Annotated in this window: 15 protein-coding genes and 1 tRNA gene; 9 read left to right on the top strand and 7 right to left on the bottom strand. The window is 72.7% G+C overall.

Annotated features, from left to right (window positions below; genetic code table 11):
- Positions 1-134: 134 nt before the first annotated feature.
- The 8 genes from ACIPYQ_RS31190 (at position 135) to ACIPYQ_RS31225 (ending at position 12,337) form a co-directional block, all read left to right on the top strand.
- Positions 135-1,649, top strand: coding sequence for a methyltransferase (locus ACIPYQ_RS31190; protein ID WP_401257274.1), 1,515 nt, complete (start codon positions 135-137; stop codon positions 1,647-1,649).
- A gap of 113 nt (positions 1,650-1,762) precedes the next feature.
- Positions 1,763-1,960: a hypothetical protein gene (locus ACIPYQ_RS31195; RefSeq protein ID WP_401257276.1), complete on the top strand. Its 198-nt coding sequence runs from the start codon at positions 1,763-1,765 to the stop codon at positions 1,958-1,960.
- A 288-nt stretch (positions 1,961-2,248) separates the two neighbouring features.
- Positions 2,249-5,071: a type I DNA topoisomerase gene (gene topA, locus ACIPYQ_RS31200; RefSeq protein ID WP_361752474.1), complete on the top strand. Its 2,823-nt coding sequence runs from the start codon at positions 2,249-2,251 to the stop codon at positions 5,069-5,071.
- A 237-nt stretch (positions 5,072-5,308) separates the two neighbouring features.
- Positions 5,309-8,536 carry a dTMP kinase gene (gene tmk, locus ACIPYQ_RS31205; RefSeq protein ID WP_401257278.1) on the top strand — a complete coding sequence of 1,076 codons (3,228 nt, stop codon included), beginning with the start codon at positions 5,309-5,311 and terminating at the stop codon, positions 8,534-8,536.
- Between the two features lie 86 nt (positions 8,537-8,622).
- Positions 8,623-9,834 carry a DNA polymerase III subunit delta' gene (locus tag ACIPYQ_RS31210; RefSeq protein WP_361752477.1) on the top strand — a complete coding sequence of 404 codons (1,212 nt, stop codon included), beginning with the start codon at positions 8,623-8,625 and terminating at the stop codon, positions 9,832-9,834.
- Positions 9,835-10,037: 203 nt separating this feature from the next.
- Positions 10,038-11,636 carry an alpha/beta hydrolase gene (locus ACIPYQ_RS31215; protein ID WP_401257280.1) on the top strand — a complete coding sequence of 533 codons (1,599 nt, stop codon included), beginning with the start codon at positions 10,038-10,040 and terminating at the stop codon, positions 11,634-11,636.
- Positions 11,637-11,711: 75 nt separating this feature from the next.
- Positions 11,712-11,954 (top strand): hypothetical protein, encoded by a 243-nt coding sequence (locus ACIPYQ_RS31220; protein ID WP_401257282.1) that lies wholly within the window; start codon positions 11,712-11,714, stop codon positions 11,952-11,954.
- Positions 11,955-12,082: 128 nt separating this feature from the next.
- Positions 12,083-12,337 carry a hypothetical protein gene (locus ACIPYQ_RS31225; protein WP_361752483.1) on the top strand — a complete coding sequence of 85 codons (255 nt, stop codon included), beginning with the start codon at positions 12,083-12,085 and terminating at the stop codon, positions 12,335-12,337.
- Positions 12,338-12,427: 90 nt separating this feature from the next.
- On the opposite strand, the gene ACIPYQ_RS31230 is transcribed toward ACIPYQ_RS31225, so the two are convergent.
- Positions 12,428-13,939 carry an MFS transporter gene (locus ACIPYQ_RS31230; protein WP_401257284.1) on the bottom strand — a complete coding sequence of 504 codons (1,512 nt, stop codon included), beginning with the start codon at positions 13,937-13,939 and terminating at the stop codon, positions 12,428-12,430.
- A 188-nt stretch (positions 13,940-14,127) separates the two neighbouring features.
- On the opposite strand from ACIPYQ_RS31230, the gene ACIPYQ_RS31235 reads away from it, so the two are divergent.
- Positions 14,128-14,201 (top strand) — tRNA-Thr (locus tag ACIPYQ_RS31235).
- A 48-nt stretch (positions 14,202-14,249) separates the two neighbouring features.
- Here ACIPYQ_RS31235 and ACIPYQ_RS31240 read toward each other — a convergent pair.
- The 6 genes from ACIPYQ_RS31240 to ACIPYQ_RS31265 all read right to left on the bottom strand — a co-directional run bounded on the left by ACIPYQ_RS31240 (position 14,250) and on the right by ACIPYQ_RS31265 (position 19,744).
- Positions 14,250-15,635 carry a tyrosine-type recombinase/integrase gene (locus ACIPYQ_RS31240; protein ID WP_401257286.1) on the bottom strand — a complete coding sequence of 462 codons (1,386 nt, stop codon included), beginning with the start codon at positions 15,633-15,635 and terminating at the stop codon, positions 14,250-14,252.
- Positions 15,636-15,697: 62 nt separating this feature from the next.
- The gene (locus tag ACIPYQ_RS31245) at positions 15,698-15,898 is read right to left on the bottom strand and encodes a helix-turn-helix domain-containing protein (protein ID WP_401257288.1); all 201 of its coding nucleotides are present in this window, start codon (positions 15,896-15,898) and stop codon (positions 15,698-15,700) included.
- Between the two features lie 177 nt (positions 15,899-16,075).
- Positions 16,076-17,311, bottom strand: a complete 1,236-nt coding sequence (locus ACIPYQ_RS31250; protein ID WP_401257290.1) for a DUF3631 domain-containing protein — start codon at positions 17,309-17,311, stop codon at positions 16,076-16,078.
- A 188-nt stretch (positions 17,312-17,499) separates the two neighbouring features.
- Complete coding sequence (locus tag ACIPYQ_RS31255) at positions 17,500-18,426, bottom strand: bifunctional DNA primase/polymerase (RefSeq protein WP_401257292.1); 927 nt, start codon at positions 18,424-18,426, stop codon at positions 17,500-17,502.
- A 155-nt stretch (positions 18,427-18,581) separates the two neighbouring features.
- Positions 18,582-19,238 carry a hypothetical protein gene (locus ACIPYQ_RS31260; RefSeq protein WP_401257293.1) on the bottom strand — a complete coding sequence of 219 codons (657 nt, stop codon included), beginning with the start codon at positions 19,236-19,238 and terminating at the stop codon, positions 18,582-18,584.
- Positions 19,239-19,249: 11 nt separating this feature from the next.
- On the bottom strand, positions 19,250-19,744 hold the full coding sequence (locus tag ACIPYQ_RS31265) for a hypothetical protein (protein WP_401257295.1): 495 nt from the start codon (positions 19,742-19,744) through the stop codon (positions 19,250-19,252).
- Positions 19,745-19,751 lie beyond the last annotated feature (7 nt).

Here is a 19,751-nt window from a genome sequence, read left to right on the forward strand (position 1 = left end):
CTCGCCCGGGTGGCTCGCCCAATGAGGGCGTCCGATCAGGGCGGCCGGGGTCCCGGAAGGGGCCGCGGCCGCCCTTTCGTGCATACGGGCCCGGGCTGATCGGCAGGACGGGCCCCAGCGGACACAATGGGCGCGTGAGTAACACCAGCCTTCCCACGTCCGACCACGCCGCCGAACTCCGCAGCGCCCTGCTGGCCGCCGGCTTCACCGCCGACGGGCTGCTCGACCTGCTCGGCGCCCCCGCCTACGCCGCACTGGCCCGCAGCGAGACGGTCCCCGCCCTGCGCGCCACCCGTGGCCGCGGCGACGGCCCGCTCGCGAGCCTGGTCCGGCTGTTCCTCCTCCAGCAGCCCGAGGCGTACGTGCACGCCGCGGCCGCGCTGCCCGTCGACGTGGCGCTCGCCGACGGCTGGCTCCGGATGGAGGGCGATGAGGTGCACGCCACCGTCGACGTGCGTCCGTACGGCGGCCCGGACGGCGAGGACTGGTTCATCGTGTCCGACCTCGGCTGCGCCGTCGGCGGGGCCGGCGGGATCGGCAGCCGCGAGGAGGGTGTGGTCCTCGGCGTCGGCGGTGCCTCCACCACCCTGGCCGGGATCACCGTGCGCACCCCGGTCGGCTCCGCCCTCGACGTCGGCACCGGATCGGGCATCCAGGCGCTGCACGCCTCCCGGCACGCCACCCGGGTCACCGCCACCGACGTCAACCCCCGGGCCCTGGACTTCACCCGTCTGACGCTGGCCCTGTCCGGAGCCCCGGAGGCCGAGCTGCTCACCGGGTCCCTCTTCGAACCGGTGGGCGAGGCGACGTACGACCTGATCGTGTCGAACCCGCCGTTCGTGATCTCCCCCGGCGCCCGGCTGACGTACCGGGACGGCGGCATGGGAGGCGACGACCTGTGCCGGACCCTGGTCCAGGAGGCCGGAGCACGGCTCAACCCGGGCGGGTACGCGCAGTTCCTCGGCAACTGGCAGCACGTCGAGGGCGAGGACTGGCGCGACCGGCTGCGCTCCTGGGTGCCGCGCGGCTGCGACGCCTGGATCGTGCAGCGTGACGTGCAGGACGTGACGCAGTACGCGGAGCTGTGGCTGCGCGACGCGGGCGACCACCGGACCGACCCCGGGGAGTACGCGCGGCGCTACGAGGACTGGCTGGACGAGTTCGAGGCCCGCAAGACCAGGTCCGTCGGCTTCGGCTGGATCACCTTGCGCCGGTCGGACGCCGCCGAGCCCTCGATCGTGGTCGAGGAGTGGCCGCACACGGTGGAGCAGCCGCTCGGCGAGGCGGTGCTCGCCCACTTCGCGCGCCAGGACTACCTGCGCCAGCACGACGACGCCGCCCTGCTGGAGGCCTACTTCGTGCTGGCCGAGGAGGTCGTGCAGGAGCAGGTCGGCGCGCCCGGCGCGGAGGACCCGGAGCACGTCGTGCTCCGGCAGAACCGCGGGATGCGGCGCGCCACCAAGGTCGACACGGTCGGCGCGGGCTTCGCCGGAGTGTGTGACGGCTCACTCACCGCGGGCCGGATCCTGGACGCGATCGCGCAGCTGGTGCAGGAGGACCCGGTGGTGCTGCGGGACCGGACTCCGGAGGCGATCCGGTTGCTGGTAGAGCAGGGCTTCCTGGAGCCGGCGCAGGGCCCCGCGCGGTAGCGGCACCCGGATGTAACCCGGGGTTCGCCCGGTGTACCCCAGGGGCTGGCAGTCTCCTGCGCAGCGGGTTCCGGGGGGAATCCCGAGAGTGGCCCGGGGGTAAGGGGAGCGGCGTGGAAAACGGTCCGGCGATCTTTGCGGCGGCCGTGTTCCTGCTGTTCGGGGCCGCTCTGCTGGCCTGGACGGGGGCGCGCGCACTGCACCGCGAGCCGGTGGCCGAGGGCGTGCGCCCCGTCGTGGCGGTACCTCTGCTCCTGTTCGCCGGCGGGGGCTCGCTGGCCCTCGGGGCGTGGTGCCTCGCCCGGCTCTGACGCCGGAGTGCGAGGGTCCCGTACGAGGGCCCGGCCGGGCCCCGATCAGGCCGCGAAAGCCGACGTGGGACGGGGTGCGGGAGCGGGGCCAGACGGCCCCGCGGCCACCCTGCCCGGTGATCGGGAACGCTCCGGCGCGGCATCCGGGCGGCAGAAACGGCACTTGTCGGGTTACCGTTCGAGTGGCCGTTGCGGGCTTCTGCCGTTTGACACGGGGGCGGGTTGTACCGTCACACTCCGCAGCGTCGCCGTACTGCGACCGAGTGCCGACCGGAGAGAAGAGCCAAGTTGTCCCCGACTAGCGAGACCGCAAAGGGCGGCCGCCGACTCGTCATCGTCGAGTCCCCAGCCAAGGCGAAGACGATCAAGGGCTACCTCGGCCCGGGATACGTCGTCGAGGCGAGCGTCGGGCACATCCGCGACCTCCCGAACGGCGCGGCCGAGGTTCCCGACAAGTACACCGGCGAGGTCCGCCGTCTCGGCGTGGACGTCGAGCACGACTTCGCGCCCATCTACGTCGTCAATGCCGACAAGAAGGCGCAGGTCAGGAAGCTCAAGGAGCTGCTGGCCGAGTCCGACGAACTCTTCCTCGCCACCGATGAGGACCGCGAGGGCGAAGCCATCGCGTGGCACCTGCAGGAAGTCCTCAAGCCCAAGGTCCCCGTCCACCGGATGGTCTTCCACGAGATCACCAAGGACGCGATCCGCGACGCCGTCGCCAACCCGCGCGAGCTGAACCAGCGCATGGTCGACGCCCAGGAGACCCGCCGCATCCTCGACCGCCTCTACGGCTACGAGGTCTCGCCGGTCCTGTGGAAGAAGGTCATGCCGCGGCTGTCGGCCGGCCGCGTCCAGTCGGTGGCCACCCGCCTCGTCGTCGAGCGGGAGCGCGAGCGCATCGCCTTCCGCTCCGCCGAGTACTGGGACCTGACCGGAACCTTCGCCACCGGGCGCACCGGTGACGCCTCCGACCCGTCGACGCTGGTCGCCCGCCTGAACACGGTGGACGGCAAGCGCGTGGCGCAGGGCCGCGACTTCGGCTCGAACGGGCAGCTCAAGAGCGAGGTGCTGCACCTCGACGAGGCGAACGCCCGGGCGCTCGCCGCCGCGCTGGCGGACACCTCGTTCGCCGTCCGGTCGGTCGAGTCCAAGCCGTACCGCCGTTCCCCGTACGCCCCCTTCCGTACGACGACGCTCCAGCAGGAGGCCTCGCGCAAGCTGGGCTTCGGTGCGAAGGCGACGATGCAGGTGGCGCAGAAGCTGTACGAGAACGGCTTCATCACCTACATGCGTACCGACTCCACCACGCTGTCCGACACCGCGGTGTCGGCGGCGCGGGCGCAGGTCACGCAGCTCTACGGGGCCGACTACCTGCCGGAGAAGCCGCGCGTCTACGCCGGCAAGGTCAAGAACGCGCAGGAGGCGCACGAGGCGATCCGTCCTTCGGGTGATCGTTTCCGCACTCCGGCCGAGACGGGTCTGACCGGCGACCAGTTCCGCCTGTACGAGCTGATCTGGAAGCGGACCGTCGCCTCCCAGATGAAGGACGCGGTCGGCAACAGCGTCACCGTGAAGATCGGCGGCCGCGCCTCGGACGGGCGCGACGCCGAGTTCACCGCCTCCGGCAAGACGATCACCTTCCACGGCTTCATGAAGGCGTACGTCGAGGGCGCGGACGACCCGAACGCCGAGCTCGACGACCGCGAGAAGCGGCTGCCGCAGGTCGCGGAGGGCGACGCGCTCGCCGCCGAGGAGATCACGGCGGACGGGCACTCGACCAAGCCGCCGGCCCGCTACACCGAGGCCTCGCTGGTCAAGGAGCTCGAAGAGCGCGAGATCGGCCGTCCGTCGACGTACGCGTCGATCATCGGCACGATCCTCGACCGCGGCTACGTCTTCAAGAAGGGCACGGCGCTCGTCCCGTCCTTCCTGTCGTTCGCCGTGGTGAACCTGCTGGAGACGCACTTCGGCAGGCTCGTCGACTACGACTTCACCGCGAAGATGGAGGACGACCTCGACCGCATCGCGCGGGGCGAGGCCCAGTCCGTGCCGTGGCTGAAGCGGTTCTACTTCGGCTCGGAGGACGCGACCGAGGTCGTGCCGGCCGACGGGGACCACCTCGGCGGTCTGAAGGAGCTGGTCACGGACCTCGGCGCGATCGACGCCCGGGAGATCTCCTCCTTCCCGGTCGGCGAGGGCATCGTGCTGCGCGTCGGCCGCTACGGGCCGTACGTGGAGCGGGGCGAGAAGGACGCGGAGGGCCACCAGCGGGCCGACGTACCGGACGACATGGCTCCGGACGAGCTGACGGTCGCGTACGCGGAGGAGCTGTTCGCGAAGCCGAGCGGCGAGTTCGAGCTCGGCAAGGACCCGGTCAGCGGGAACCAGATCGTCGCCAAGGACGGCCGCTACGGGCCGTACGTGACGGAGATCCTGCCCGAGGGCACGCCGAAGACGGGCAAGAACGCGGTCAAGCCGCGCACGGCCTCGCTCTTCAAGTCGATGTTCCTGGACACGGTGACCCTGGACGACGCGCTGAAGCTGATGTCGCTGCCGCGCGTGGTCGGCGCGGACGCGGAGGGCGTGGAGATCACGGCCCAGAACGGCCGCTACGGCCCGTACCTGAAGAAGGGCACGGACTCGCGGTCCCTGGAGACCGAGGACCAGCTCTTCTCGATCACGCTGGACGAGGCGCTCGCGATCTACGCGCAGCCGAAGCAGCGGGGCCGCGCCGCGGCCAAGCCGCCGCTGAAGGAACTGGGCACGGACCCGGTGAGCGAGAAGCCGGTGGTCGTCAAGGACGGCCGCTTCGGTCCGTACGTGACGGACGGCGAGACGAACGCGACGCTGCGGCGGGACGACGACGTCGAGACGATCACGCCGGAGCGGGGCTACGAGCTGCTCGCGGAGAAGCGCGCGAAGGGCCCGGCCAAGAAGACGGCGAAGAAGGCCCCCGCCAAGAAGGCCCCGGCGAAGAAGGCGACGGCGACGAAGGCCGCTGCCGCGAAGAAGACGACGGCGGCCAAGAAGACCACCACGGCCGCGAAGAAGACCACGGCCAAGAAGGCGACGGCGAAGAAGACGGCCGCCGCCCCGGCCGCGGACGAGTAGTCGAGTAGTCGCGACAAGAGCCCCACGCGAAGCGTGGGGCTCTTGTGCGTCCGCCCCGCCACATTCAGCCCCGCCTGGGGGCACCTCCCAGCGGTAGCTGGGGGAGTTTGAGGCGCCGGGTCCGGGGCAGAGCCCCGCAACGGCGCCGGGCTGATCACCGCAAGGTGGGTCCGGCGTCACACCCGGCCTCGTCCACAGGCTTCCGCACCCGCATAGCGCAGCGGATAGGCTGGGCGGATGACGCGAGCCGAGCAGCCAACGGTCGTGACCGCCCCGGCGAACCCCACCTACGACGAAGCCCTAGCAGCGGATTCCCGCGAGCGTGCGGTGCGCGCACTGCTGCGCACCCCCAGGTTGCGCCGGCTGTGGAGCGCCCAGCTGGTGAGCGGCATCGGAGATGCCCTCGCCCTGCTGGTGCTGGTGCTGCTGGCCCTTCAGGCCGCGGTGTCGGAAGGGGCCTTCGGCGGCGGATACCGCGGTGCGGCCCTCGCCGTCGCCGCCGTCTTCGGGGTCCGGATCCTCGCCACCCTGCTCTTCGGCGCGGTCCTCCTCGGCCCGCTCGCCGGGCTCGTCGGCTCGGGCGGCAAGCTGGACCGCCGCTGGACGATGATCGGCGCCGACGGGATCCGCCTCGGGCTCTTCGTCGTCGCCCCGCTCTGGCTGGACTGGATCCCGGCCCACGCACTCACCGCGCTGCTGGCCACCGTCTTCGTCGCCGGCGCCGCCGAGCGGCTGTGGACCCTGGCCAAGGAGAGCGCGGCGCCCGCGCTGCTGCCCGCGCCGCTGCCGGAGGGGGCGACCGTACGGCCGCTCCCGGACCACCTGGACGCGCTGCGCCGGCTGACCCTGCGTACGGCCTTCGCCGCGCTCCCCATTGCCGCGGCCGCGCTGCTCGCCGCGACCCTGGTCGGCAAGGCGCTCGGCCTCGGCGTGGACTGGTTCGCCGCCAACCAGGCCGCCCTCGGCTCGTACGTGGCCTCCGGCCTCTTCGCCGCGTCGGTCTCGCTGCTGCTCCCGCTGGTGCTGCCCGGCGGGGCGACCCCGCGTCCGCGTTCGCCGCTGGAGGGCCTGCGCGCCCCCAAGGCGGGCGACCGGCCCGACAAGGGCCGTACGGGCGCCATCCCCCTGCTGGTCCTGAGCTGCGCCGCGGTCGCCGGAGCGGTGTCCTGCGCCGTCGCCGTGGCCGTCCTGCACGCCTTCGACCTCGGCGGCGGCCCGGCCGCCTTCGCACTGCTCGTCCTCGCGCTGGTCGGCGGCACCGCCGCCGGCATCCGCGCCACCCAGGCCGGCAAGGTGCTGCCCGGCCTGTCCCGGCGCCGGCTGCTGGCCCTCGCCATAGCGGTGACCGGGCTGGCGCTGCTGCTGACCGGCCTCGTCCCGGACATGGCGACCGTGCTGTTCCTCTCGCTGCTTGCCGGCGTCAGCGCGGGCGTCGCCGCCAACGCCGGACACACGCTGCTGGACCAGGAGACCGAGGAGTTCCGCCGGGCCCGGGTCACCGAGCACCTCCAGGCGGTCGTACGGGTGGCCGTGGCCATCGGCGCCGTCGCCGCCCCGGTGCTGGCCGCGGCGATCGGCCCGCACCGGCTGACCGGCGCCGAGGCCGTCTTCGCGCACGGCGGCGCCGCCTTCACCCTGATGCTCGTCGGCGCCCTGCTGCTGCCGGTCGCCGTCGTGGTGCTCACCAAGGCCGACGACCGCAGCGGCGTACCCCTGCGGCGCGACCTGCGCGAGGCGCTGCGCGGCGGGGAACCGGTGCAGGCCGCGTCCGCCACCGGATTCTTCATCGCCCTGGAGGGCGGCGACGGAGCCGGCAAGTCCACCCAGGTCGAGGCGCTGGCCTCCTGGATACGGGGCAAGGGCCACGAGGTCGTCGTGACCCGCGAACCGGGGGCGACCCCCGTGGGCAAGCGGCTCCGCTCGATCCTGCTCGACGTGTCCTCCGCCGGACTCTCGAACCGCGCCGAGGCACTGCTGTACGCCGCCGACCGGGCGGAACACGTGGACACCGTGGTGCGCCCGGCCCTGGAGCGCGGCGCGGTCGTCATCTCGGACCGTTACATCGACTCCTCGGTGGCCTACCAGGGCGCCGGCCGCGACCTCTCCCCGACGGAGATCGCCCGGATCTCGCGCTGGGCGACCGACGGGCTCGTCCCGAACCTGACCGTGCTGCTCGACGTGTCGCCGGAGGCGGCCCGCGAGCGGTTCACGGAGGCGCCTGACCGGCTGGAGTCGGAGCCGGCGGAGTTCCACCAGCGGGTGCGGTCCGGGTTCCTGACGCTCGCCGCGGCCGACCCCGGGCGCTACCTCGTGGTCGACGCGGGCCAGGACCCGGACTCGGTGACCACCGTCGTACGGCACCGCCTGGACCGGATGCTCCCGCTCTCCGAGGCCGAGGTGGCCGCCCAGGTGGAGGCCCGGCGCCTCGCCGAGGAGGAGGCACGGCGCAAGGCCGAGGAAGAGGCGGCCCGCAAGGCGGAGGAAGCGCGGCTCCGGGCCGAGGAAGAGGCCCGGCTGGCCCGCGAGGCCGAGGAAGCACGGATCAAGGCCGAGGCGGAGGCCGCGCGCCTGGCCGCCGAGGAGCGCCGGCGCGCCGAGGAGGAGGCCCGGGCCAGGGCCGAGGCCGAGCGGCTGCGCGTGGAGGCCGAGGAGAAGGCGCGTGCGGCGGAGGCAGAGCGGCTGCGTCGGCAGGCCGAGGAGGAGGCCCGGCTGCGGGCCGAGGCCGAGGAGCGCCGGCTGGAGAAGCAGCGGCGGGCCGAGGAGGCCCTGCTGAAGGCCGAGGAGGCGCGCCGGCTGGTGGAGGCCGCGTCGGCCGAGGCGGCGGCGAAGGCCGCTGCCGCTGCTGCCGCGGCGGAGGCCGCTGCGGCTTCGGCGGCTGCTCCGCCCGCCCCGGCGGCGCCCGCTCCCGCTCCTGCGCCCGCCCCCGCTCCCGCTCCCGCTCCTGCTCCTGCTCCCAAGGTGGGCATGACGAAGGAGCCGCACCCGGACGACGCCGTGACGGTCGAGACCCCGGTGGTCAAGCGGGTCGTCCAGCCGGACGACGTGACCCAGACCGTCCCGGTGCCGAAGGCCGACCCGGCGTCCGCCGCGGAGACGGCGGTACTGCCGCCGGTCCGCCCGGTCGACGAGACGGCCGTGCTGCCGCCGGTCCGCCCGGGGGCCGCCCCGCAGGGCTCCGGCTCCGGTACCGGCCGGGCACGGTCCGCTTCGCGGCCGACCGCCCAGCGCCCCGAGGAGAACCCGGCCGACCGGGTGCCGTCGGGCATCTTCCGGGACTCGGCCAACGACCGGACGCGGGAGCTCCCCCTGGTCGGCGAGGACGGCCGGCAGCAGCGGCCGCGCCCGGACTGGGCCGAGGAGACCCCGCTGGACGATCTGCCGACGCTGGCGGACGAACTGCTGGGCCGCCACCGGGACGACGAGGACGGCGACGAGGGCGAACGAGGACCGCGCCGCCGCCGCTGACTCCGGCGGGGGCGGGATGGCCGGGACGGGATTGTCGGTGGCGCCCGCCACAATGGGTGCACGGAGAGTGAAAGGCGGTGGGCGGGATGCCCGTATGGGACAACCTGGTGGGCCAGGAGCGGGTCCAGACGCAGCTGGCCGCCGCCGCCCGCGACGCCGACGCCCTGGTCACGGCCATCACGAACGGGACCGCCCCGCCCGCGGCGTCCAAGATGACCCACGCCTGGCTGTTCACCGGCCCGCCCGGATCCGGGCGGGCCACCGCCGCCCGGGCCTTCGCGGCCGCCCTGCAGTGCACCAGCCCTGACCGCGCCCTCGGCGGTGAGCCGGGCTGCGGGTTCTGCGACGGCTGCCACACCACCATGGTCGGCACGCACGCGGACGTCTCCACCGTCGTCGCGGACGGCAGCCAGATCCTCGTCGCCGACATGCGGGACACCGTCCGCAAGTCCTACACGTCCCCCGCCACGGGCCGCTGGCAGATCATCCTGGTCGAGGACGCCGAGCGGCTGAACGAGAAGTCCGCCAACGCGGTCCTCAAGGCCGTGGAGGAGCCTGCTCCCCGCACGGTCTGGCTGCTGTGCTCGCCCTCCGTGGAGGACGTGCTGCCCACCATCCGCTCCCGCTGCCGCCACCTCAACCTCAGCACCCCCTCGGTCGAGGCCGTCGCCGACATGCTGGTGCGGCGGGACGGCATCGAGCCGTCGGTGGCCATGGCCGCCGCCAGGGCCACCCAGGGGCACGTCGACCGCGCCCGCCGGCTGGCCACCGACGAGGCGGCCCGGGAGCGCAGGGCGACGGTCCTGAAGCTCCCGCTCCGGGTGGACGACATCGGAGCCTGCCTCAAGGCCGCCCAGGAGCTGGTGGACGCGGCCAACGAGGACGCCAAGCAGGTGGCCGAAGAGGTCGACACCAAGGAGACCGAGGAGCTGCGGGCCGCGCTCGGCGCCGGAGCGGGCGCCGGCAGCCGGATGCCGCGCGGCACGGCGGGCTTGATGAAGGAGCTGGAGGACCGGCAGAAGCGCCGGCGCACCAGGACCCAGCGCGACACCCTCGCCCTGGCGCTGACCGACCTCACCGGCTTCTACCGGGACGTCCTGGCCCTGCAGCTCGGCTCGTCCGTGGCCATCGCCAACGAGGAGATACGGCAGGACCTCGACCGGATCGCGCGGGCCTCGGGCCCCGAGCGGACCCTGCGCCGGATCGAGGCGATCATCGCCTGCGGGGAGGCCATCGACCGCAACGTGGCCCCCCTCCTGGCGGTCGAGGCGATGACGATGTCGCTGCGCGCGGGCTGACCACCGCCGGGCTGCCGCCGGTCCGGTGCACCGCCGCCGCCCGGGTCCACACCCGGTTGACGGGCTCACCCGTACGGGCGGACCGGCCGCCGAGGCCGGGACGGGCCCGGTCCGTGCCCCGTCCGGCGCGGGCCACGGAAGGCCCGCGGCCGTCCGCCGCAGAAGATCCCCCCGGTCTCCTCCGGCAGTCGTACGCTCCGGGGATGGACACCAGCCGCCTCCTCCGTACGACCGGGACCGTGATCGCCGCCGCCGGGCTGCTGCTCTCCGGGTGCACCTCGGGAGGTCTGGACGCCCCCCGCGCCGCCGCGGGCGGATCGGACGCCCCGCGCGCCGCGGAGTCCTCCGGGGCGGAGTCCGCCACGGCGTCGGCCCGCCCGTCACCCGAAGCCGCCGCGCTGCGCCCGTACTACGAGCAGAAGCTGACCTGGCGCGAGTGCGGAGTCCCCGGATTCCAGTGCTCCACCATGAAGGCCCCCCTGGACTACGCGAACCCCCGCTCCGGCCAGGACGTCGACATCGCGGTGGCGCGCCGGGTGGCCACCGGTCCCGGCAAGCGGCTCGGCTCGCTCGTGGTCAATCCGGGTGGCCCGGGCGGCTCCGGCATCGGCTACCTGCAGGCGTACGCGGGCATCGGCTACCCCGCGCCGGTCCGCGCCCGGTACGACATGGTCTCCTTCGACCCGCGCGGGGTGGACCGCAGCAGCCCCGTCGAGTGCCTGACCGGCCCGGCCATGGACGCGTACACACAGGTGGACCAGACCCCGGACGACCAGGCCGAGCGGGCCGAGCTGGTAGCCGCGTTCAAGAAGTTCGCGGCCGGCTGCGAGGAGCGCTCGCAGCGGGTCCTGCCGCACGTCTCCACCGTCGACGCCGCACGCGACATGGACCTGCTGCGCGCCGTGCTCGGCGACGAGAAGCTCACGTACGTCGGGGCCTCGTACGGCACCCTCCTCGGAGCCACGTACGCGGACCTCTTCCCCGACCGGGTCGGCCGGCTGGTCCTGGACGGTGCGATGGACCCCACGCGGTCCGCGATCGATCTGAACCGGGATCAGACGGCGGGCTTCGAGACGGCCTTCACCTCCTTCGCCGTGGACTGCGCGAAGCAGCCCGACTGCCCGCTGGGCAAGGGCGGACCGGATGCGGTGGGGGCGCGCCTGAAGGAGTTCTTCCGCAAGGTCGACGCCCAGCCCGTGCCCACCGGGGAGGCGGACCGCCCGCTGGGCGAGGCCCTCGCCACGACCGGGGTGATTGCGGCGCTGTACGACGAGAGCGCCTGGCCGCAGCTGCGCGAGGCGCTCACGTCGGCGATGAACGGCGACGGAGCGGGCCTGCTGAGCCTGGCCGACAGCTACTACGAGCGCGGGGAGGACGGCAAGTACGCCAACCTGATGTTCGCGAACGCCGCCGTCAACTGCCTCGACCAGCCCCCTGCCTTCAAGGACCCGGCAGCGGTCGATGCCGCCCTGCCCTCCTTCCAGAAGGCCTCCCCGGTCTTCGGCGCGGGTCTGGCCTGGGCCGCGCTGAACTGCGCGTACTGGCCGGTGGAGGCCACGGGCCAGGCGGAGAAGCTGACCGCGAAGGGCGCCCCGCCGATCGTGGTGGTGGGCACCACGCGGGACCCGGCGACCCCGTACAAGTGGGCGCAGGCGCTGGCGGGCCAGCTCGATTCGGGCACCCTCCTCACCTACGACGGCGACGGCCACACGGCGTACGGGCGCGGCAGCGACTGCATCGACACCGCGATCAACCGCTACCTGCTGGAGGGCAAGGCGCCGGAGGACGGCAAGAAGTGCTGAGGCCGCCGGCGCGCTGAGCCGCCGGCGGGGGGAAACGGCTTGCCCGGGGGCGTGCGCGCTTGATGACGTGCGGGCATGAGCAGAATGGCGCAGATCATCGCGCTGGCGCGGTACGAGGACGACGACTGCTTCGGCCTGTGGATGTTCCGGGACGGGGCGCTGGTGGAGGTGGGCATCCCGGGTACGGGACGCTTCCACGGGCCGCCGCCGTCGTGGCGAACGAGCCCGCATCCGGGCACCCTGGTCCGGACCGACCTGGGCCGCGCCGAGCTGGAGCACTCGCCCGAGTACGTGCAGGACCCGCGGCTGTCCTGGTAGCGGGGTGTCGAAACGATACTGCTGCGGGCATTGGAGTGAACTGCCGTTCCCGTCGCCGCCTCCGGGCGGTTGGACCGGCCGACGCGTACTTCGACCAGCGCGTCCTTCCGTACATCCCTAGGGGAGTCATGCGTATTCGCTCTGCTGTCACCGCATCCGTCCTGGCCGCCGGCATCCTGCTGGGCGGGGCCGGCGCCGCCCTGGCCAACGACGGGGTCGACATCGACTACTTCTCCGGCGGTCGCGCGGGCTACTCGTCGAACTGCTCGACGTTCGCCGCGGTGCCCAGCAACCGCCCGGCGTTCGCCGGCCCCGTCTACCACTCGAACTGCACCACGGACGGCGAGAAGGAGTGGGCGAAGGGGCACCACCTGGGCGCCTGACCCGGGTGGCTCGCGCCCGCGGGGGCGGACCGGCGGCGACGTCGGCCGCCCCTGCGGCGTTTCTGCCACTGCGGCGGTTCCGCTCCCGGCCTAGTGCGCGGACCCGGTGGTCCTGAAGGAGCCGGGCACCATCCACACCACGAGCACCAGCACGGCGGCCGTGATGCCGATCGAGACGTACGAGGTCGTGGCCAGGGCGCTGTCGAACGCGTCGCGGGAGCGCTCCAGCAGCCCGGTGGCCTCGGCGGCCCGCGCGGCGGTCGGCAGGCTCTCGGCGTACTCCTTCGCCCCGCCGATCGACTCGGCCGCCCGGGCCGGCGCACCGGCCATGTGCGCGGCGTACGCCGCGGCGTGGACGGAGCCGAGGAGCGCGACGCCGAGGCCCACGCCGAGCTCGTACGAGGTCTCGGAGACGGCGCCGGCCTGCCCGGCCCGTTCCGCGGGGACCGCCGAGACGAGCACGGCGGCGGCGGTGGTGACGGCCAGGCCGTCGCTGAAGCCGAGGGTGACCAGGAAGACGGCGATGTAGGCGTACGAGGTCGGCTGCGGGGCCAGGGCCAGCAGGGTGAACCCGGCCACCAGCCCGGCCAGGCCGATCGCCATGCAGGCCCGTACGCCGATCCGGTGCATCAGCGTCGGCGTGAGGAGCGAGCTGCCGAGCATGGCGAGGGCGGTGGGGAGGGTGCGCAGGCCGGCTTCGAAGGGGGAGTAGCCGTGGACGTACTGCAGCCACAGGGAGACCAGGAAGAGCGCGGCGCCGGCGGCGAGCATGGCCATGAGGGTGACGAGCGCGGCGGCGGTGAAGGGGCGGTTCCGGAAGAGCCGTACGTCGAGGAGCGGATCCGCCAGCCGCAGCTGGCGGCGGGCGAACCAGGCGAGCAGCCCGATCCCGGCCGCCAGGACCAGCAGGTCCGCCGCCGTGGGGCGGCCCTTCGCCACGTGCTTGATGCCCCAGGCGAGGGCGATGATGCCGGCGACGGAGAGCACGGCGCTGAGCACGTCGAGGGCGTGCTCGCCGGCGTCCTTGAACTCGGGCAGCAGCCACAGGCCGGCGACGACCGTCACGACCACCACCGGGACGTTGACCCAGAAGGCGGCGGACCACCCGTACCGCTCGACCAGCAGCCCGCCGACGAGCGGCCCGATCGCCGCGCCGGCGCCGGCGACGGCGGCCCAGATCCCGATGGCGAGGGCCTGCTCGTGGGCGTCGGTGAAGATGTTCCGGATCAGCGAGAGCGTGGACGGCATGACCATCGCCCCGCCGACGCCGAGCAGCACCCGCCCGGCGATGAGCTGCGCCGAGGTCCCGGCGGTCGCGGCGACCACGGAGGCCACGCCGAAGAGCACGAAGCCGATGAGGAACAGCTTGCGCCGCCCGAACCGGTCGCCGACGGCGGCGGTGGTGACGAGCAGCCCGCCGAGGACCAGCCCGTAGATGTCGATGATCCACAGCTGCTGCACGGCGCTGGGCTGCAGGTCGTCGATGAGGGAGGGGAGCGCGACGTTCAGGATGGTGGCGTCCATCGCGACGAGCAGCAGGCTGGCACACAGCACGGCGAGCATCGCCCAACGCCCGGACGTTCCCGTTACGGCTCGGGCCACGGGACCTCTCATCCCTTCGGGGGGACGCACGGCAGAACGATGCACCGAATACGACGCATCTGCCCCAGTATGTGACCTCTGTCTCACCCCCGCAGAACCCGGTTCAGGGCACCCGTCCACACCCTGTAGACTTGGCGCCGCTGCTGATGAGCGCCCCTCTCCGAGGGAATACTTGTCTGACCAGCGGTGCCGCCTTAGCTCAGTTGGCCAGAGCAACGCACTCGTAATGCGTAGGTCTCGGGTTCGAATCCCGAAGGCGGCTCTGTAGAAGCCCCAGGACTCACTCGCCGTGACCTGGGGCTTTTGCTATTCACCGGATCTTGCGCCGCCGCCGCGCACGGGCGGCGCGGGTGCTCTCGGTCTCAGTCCTGGTCTCAGACACCGGATTGGGGCCAGGCATGAACGCCTCACCCATCCGGCGCATCGCCTCCCGCGAGAGCTCCGATCGCCCCTTCACGTACCGCCTCGTCTGGCTGATCTGCGTGTGCCGAAGGATCTCCATGATGGTCGGCATGTCCACCCCCAACTCGTTGAGGATGGTGCCGGCCGTGTGACGGCTCCCGTCGTGCTGACGGCGGTCACTGATCCCCGCCTCGTCGAGCAGCTCCTTGAACTCCTCCCAGTCAGCCCGCGGATCGAGCGGCCGGCCGTCAGGTCGGGTGAACATGGCGCCGCACTCCTCCCACAGCTCACCGGCGGCCTGCCGCTGCTCGTCCTGCTTGGCCTTGTGCTCCAGGAGGTAGGGCAGGAAGGGCGGTGGGATCGGCACGGGCTGCTGGCTCTTCTTCGTCTTCGGCCGGGTGAACGCCAGCCCGCCGCCCTTCCTCTCGGGGCAGGTGCTGGCGTGCCGGCGGCACGTCTTCGCGCACGGCTTCGGGCAGCCGCGCTTGTAGCCCTTGTGGGTGGAGCACTCAGCGGGGCAGGGCTCGAACCGGTGCAACCGGGCACCGCAGGCGTGCGCGTTCTTGCAGCCGTGCCTCCAGGTGAGGCGCTGGAGCTGCCAGGCGGGGTGGAACAGCCCCTGCTCCAGGTCGACGTACTGCCAGCGCAGACCCAGGGCTTCGCCCTGCCGGAAGCCCATGCCGACGCCGATGGCCCATCGCATGAAGGTGGGTCGCTGCGCGGCGGCCGCGAGGAACGCCTTGGACTCGTCCCGCGAGAACGGGTTCGCCTCGGTCTCGTCGACCGAGGGCGGGTCAACGAGCGTAGCGACGTTCTCGTTGATGAGCCTGCGGCGGTGGGCGATCTTCAGGGCTCGGGACAGGATCCGGTGCACCTTGACCACGTGTGACGGCGCGTGCCCCTCCTCCATCATGGCCGCGTACATCACCTCCAGGTGCTCCGGCGCGAGCTTGTCGAGGCGGTGCTTACCGACACCGGGGATGATGTCGTTGCGGGTCTTCGACCAGTAGTCGTCGAGGGACCGCGGCTTGAGCTTCAGGCTCGCGATGGTGCTCAGATACGTGTCCATCCACTCTGCGACGGTCGGCTTTCGCCCGGCCTTCGTGGCGCGGCCCTCGTCGCGCAACTTCTCCAGGTCGCGGACCTTCTTGCTGACCTCGGTCTCGGTCCTGGCGCGGCGGTGACGTCGGTCCGGACCACCGTCCGGCTTCACGCCCATCGTGACGCGGCCGTGCCACCACCCGTCGCTGCCCAGGTAGATGGACGACTCCATGTTCGGCTTGCGGGGACTCATGTGCTCCTCCATGCGGAAGGCGGCCCCCGGGTGTCCGGGGGCCGCCTGTGTTTGCGCTGAGATCAGACGGACTGCGGCGGGAGTTGGGCGACGAACGCGTCGATGTCCGCCCGCTTGATGCGGCGGGCCCGGCCGAGCTTGATGAAGGGCAGGTCGCCGGAGGCCATCAGCTCGTAGACGGTGGAGCGGCCGAGCCGGAGCAGTACGACGGCGTCCTTCACGGTGCAGAGGACGGGGGAGGAGGACTGTGCGGCGGTGGTCACTGCTCATATCTCCTTGTTGATCGAGTGCGGGCCGTACTCCGGCCCCCTTCCGGGGATCCGCAACAGCCGCCACGCCGCAACAGCGCTGGTTAGGGGCGCGGGTTTGTGGCGGATCCGGATTTTGTGGCGGATCGGAGCCGCCACACGCGGCTTGTGGCGGCACCGATCCGGGGTGGTTCAGGCGATGCCGGCGGGCTGTCGTGTGGCGGTCTGGTGGGGCGTGTGGCGGATGCCGGGGAGGGGTTCCGCCACAGATTCACCCCCGCTGACCTGCGGTGTGGCGGCTGTGGCGGCTGTTGCGGACTTCTGGGGGTGGGGGGTGCAGTAGCGGGCCCAGGCGTCGGCCAGGTCTTCGGCGTAGTAGCCCTTGGGGGTGGCGGAGCCGACGCGGATCCCTCGGGGCTTGATGGGCTTATTGGCCGAGGTGACGTACTGGCCGAGCATCTGGGACAGGACGCGGGAGGTGAGGGGCTTGCCGTCCAGGTCGGCCCAGGGGGCGTCGTCCATGCGGAGGAGGCATTCGAGGATGGTCGCGGTCGGCATCCGCTCCTGGCCGCGGAAGACGTGGTCGCGCAGGTCGGTCAGCAGGCGGATACCGAGGGAGGAGGCGTCGTTCTCCTTGGCGGCGGTGACCAGTTCCAGGCAGGCGTCGCGGGCCCGCTCGGGCCAGTCGCCCCCTGCGGCCTCGGCGACAGAGAGGAGCGGTTCCCACACGTCCGCCGGCCGGTCGGTGATCCCGTCGGGCATGGTGGGCCAGGAGCCGGTGACCTGCTTTCGGACGGACTCGGCCCAGGCGAAGAGCCGGTCGCGCAGGGCGTGTCCCTGCTTCTTGTGGATGCGCTCCCGCCAAGGCTCGCACTTCTCGTTGGGGGCCTTCTTGCGCATGCGGATGATGACGGAGCGGGTGAAGACGGTGTCGGGCAGAGAGCCGAGTCCCGCGAGCGCGACGGCGCAGTAGGCCGGGAAGCCCTCCACGGTCTGGTTGGCGCCGTCCCCGACGCACCGGTACATCTTCCGGCCCCGGGTGTGACCGGCGTTGAGAAACTTGCGCAGGTTCTCATCGCCCGCGGCCTTGGGGCCGAAGATCGTGTCGATCTCGTCGAAGAGGATCGTGGGCCGTTCCCCTTCGACGCCGGCGACGGACCGGAACAGCGCGGACTGCGAAGCGTCCACCGCCGGCATGGAGTTCGGCACGAGGGTCTCGATCACGTCCAGAGCACGGCTCTTGCCTGACCCCGGCTCCGGGGAGAGGAACGCGATGCGGGGGGTGGCGTCGAAGGCGTCGAGCAGGTGCGCGTGCGCGTCCCACAGCGTCACAGCGACGTAGGCGGCCTCGCGCGGGAAGATGTTGAACCGTCGGTGGAAGGCCTCCACCTCGTCGAGCAGGGCGGCGCCGTCGATGGGCTCGGGCATGGGTGTTTCCCTCCGGGCGGGAACGGACGGGGTGCGGGACGGGTCGACGGGGTGCGGGTCAGAGCCAGAAGGGACGCCTTCGGCGACGCCCTCCAGGGCGCCTACCACCGGCTGTGGCGACGGCTGCTCGGCGTCCTCGGCGACTCGGTGGTCGAGAGGGCTCTTAGAGGCGGCAGGGAGGCGGGCGTTCATGCCGCGCTCCGGCCGCCGGCGGGGTTGTTGGCGATCGACCAATCCAGACCCCGGGCGATGACGTCGTCGTAGTAGCGCTCCGACTCGGTGGCGTTGCCCGCCACCGCGCTACTAAGAGCCCGCTCAACCTCCACGCGGCTCAGGTCGCCCGACGCGACGAACCGCCCCAAAGCCCTTGCGGCCCTGAGCAGCGTGTCGTTGCGGGTTCCGTCTCCTGCGTGGGCGACGTTCTGTACTTCGTTGTCCAGGGCCGCTGTCGCGTACCGGAACCCCTTCACTGTCAGGGGCGCAGGTACGTCCCTAACGGGCTTGGGCCTGGCTGTCAGGGCGTTGGCGAGCCATCGGGGCAGGGGGATGGGGCTGATGCTGTCCAGCACTGTGTAGGAGCCGTCCGGGGTGCTGCTGCCGGGAGCGACGACGTACCCACCCCAGCCCCGGGTGTCGACGTGCTTCCCCAGACGCCCGGCGGTGTTGCCGAGCCGGACTCCGGCGGGCTGGGTGAAGTACAGGTGCTGCCCGCCGCGCGCGGTCCGGACCCGGTAGGTGGCGGGGACGGCCTGTCCGGCGCGCTCGCAGAGCGCCTCAAAGGTAGTCACGCCGTCAGGCGTTCCTTCTCCGTCTGTCGGCTTGAGCGTGTCGAGGTCGACGACGAGCAGCCCGGACGGGCCAGTCGCGATCCCGATGTTGTAAGGAGCGTGCGTCCACGCGGCCGCGAGCAGATCCGGAGCAGTGGTTGCACGCTGTTCCGGCGTGCGGTGACCGGTCGCGCACCGGCCGGTGCGCGGACAGTGGGCCTGTGCGTGACCGGCGGGCCGCTTGTCGCGGGGGCGGAGCGGGAAGACGTGCCAGCCACGTTCGGCCGCCGCGACGGCGTGGGCGAGCAGGTCCAGGCCGGGAAGGTCGATGCTGGGCAGCTCGTTCATGCCGCCGCCTCCAGCCGGGCATGGATGCGCGGCCGGTGGTCTCGCCGGATGTCGGTGGGGTGGGTCATGCTGGAGTCCTCCAGTTCGATGCAACGTGCTGGTTGACGAGGGCGGCCCCGCTTCATTGGCGTGAGAGGGGGCCGCCCTCGGCGTAGCTAGCGCCCGTGGGGGTGCCGGATGTCGAGGAGCGCGAAGGTGAGCGCGGACTCGGCGATCTGGCCGTACAGGAACGCGGCGTCGGGGAAGGCTTCGAGGGCTTCGAGGGTGTCGGCGATGTTGAATCCGTCGGGGAAGTCGGGCTCGTCGAGGTCGACGCAGGCCCAGAGGTCACCCAGGCGTTCCAGCTCACCGCGTGCCTGCTCGAAGCGCTGGTTTCCGTCCCAGCGGTCCAGCCCCTTGAAAGCGGGCGGGACGGGGAACAGTTCGTCGGGGATGGCGTTGCGGCCGTCGGGCTTGCGGCCCAGCTCAACGAGCGGGGGCCGGTGGCCTTCGAGCACGCGGAGGATGGCCCAGGCGGCGCCGTAGGCGAATCCGGCTGCCGCGTCGTCGTAGAGCTCGGTCATGCGGCGCTCGTGCTCGCGGTGAGAGGCCCCGATCTCGAACAGCGCCCGGTCGTGCGGCCGGTCCGGGACTCCGGACTGCCAGCCGGGGACCGTGACCGCGCCGTCGACGTGCCGGAGCCGATCGAGGTTGTACTGCGCGCCGGCGGCTTGCGCGGCCCGGTGGGCGATGCGGGCCTCGCGGGCCGCGGCGCCGAGTGCGGACACGCTGTCAGTCAGCGTCTCGAACCACGGGATCACGGTGCGGGTCATGGGGCTACTCCTCAGCGGTTGTTGATAGTTCCGGTGGCGCGGCCGAACAGGCCGGACGCGGTGACGTTCTGGGTGATGTGCTGGACCGGTCCCGCACCCCGGCTGCCGCGCCCGCGGGTGCGGAGGGCGAGGGGTGCGAGGGCGCCGGCGGCGATGAGGGCGACGGTGGCCCAGAGGGCTTCGGTCATGGCGATCAGTCCCGGGGCGGCGTAGGAGATCCCGAACCCGGCTGCGGCGATCCCGCCGCCGAGCGTCGGGGCGAGGAGCGCGGTCGTCTTGGCCCATCGCGGAATCGACTCCCGGACCGGTTCCGGTTCGGAGGGCGGGCCGGGGCGGGGGTGGGTGTAGGCGAGGGTGCGGATCCCGTTGGGGAGGGTCACCCAGTCCACACCGGGCGGGACCTCCGTCGGCAGCAGGACGGTGTGCGGCTCGATGGGCCGGGGACGGTGGACAGGGTCGCCGTAGCGGGTGGCGGGGGTGAGCGGCTGGTGGGGTTCGGTGTGCACAACGCGG

Source organism: Streptomyces sp. NPDC090045 (assembly GCF_044747975.1).
Classification (GTDB): domain Bacteria; phylum Actinomycetota; class Actinomycetes; order Streptomycetales; family Streptomycetaceae; genus Streptomyces.

Coding starts and splice junctions, on each gene's coding strand:
- tmk (WP_401257278.1), top strand. CDS start 5,309: ATGACGCGAGCCGAGCAGCCAACGGTCGTGACCGCCCCGGCGAACCCC.
- ACIPYQ_RS31210 (WP_361752477.1), top strand. CDS start 8,623: ATGCCCGTATGGGACAACCTGGTGGGCCAGGAGCGGGTCCAGACGCAG.
- ACIPYQ_RS31215 (WP_401257280.1), top strand. CDS start 10,038: ATGGACACCAGCCGCCTCCTCCGTACGACCGGGACCGTGATCGCCGCC.
- ACIPYQ_RS31220 (WP_401257282.1), top strand. CDS start 11,712: ATGAGCAGAATGGCGCAGATCATCGCGCTGGCGCGGTACGAGGACGAC.
- ACIPYQ_RS31225 (WP_361752483.1), top strand. CDS start 12,083: ATGCGTATTCGCTCTGCTGTCACCGCATCCGTCCTGGCCGCCGGCATC.
- ACIPYQ_RS31240 (WP_401257286.1), bottom strand. CDS start 15,635: ATGAGTCCCCGCAAGCCGAACATGGAGTCGTCCATCTACCTGGGCAGC.
- ACIPYQ_RS31250 (WP_401257290.1), bottom strand. CDS start 17,311: ATGCCCGAGCCCATCGACGGCGCCGCCCTGCTCGACGAGGTGGAGGCC.
- ACIPYQ_RS31255 (WP_401257292.1), bottom strand. CDS start 18,426: ATGAACGAGCTGCCCAGCATCGACCTTCCCGGCCTGGACCTGCTCGCC.
- ACIPYQ_RS31260 (WP_401257293.1), bottom strand. CDS start 19,238: ATGACCCGCACCGTGATCCCGTGGTTCGAGACGCTGACTGACAGCGTG.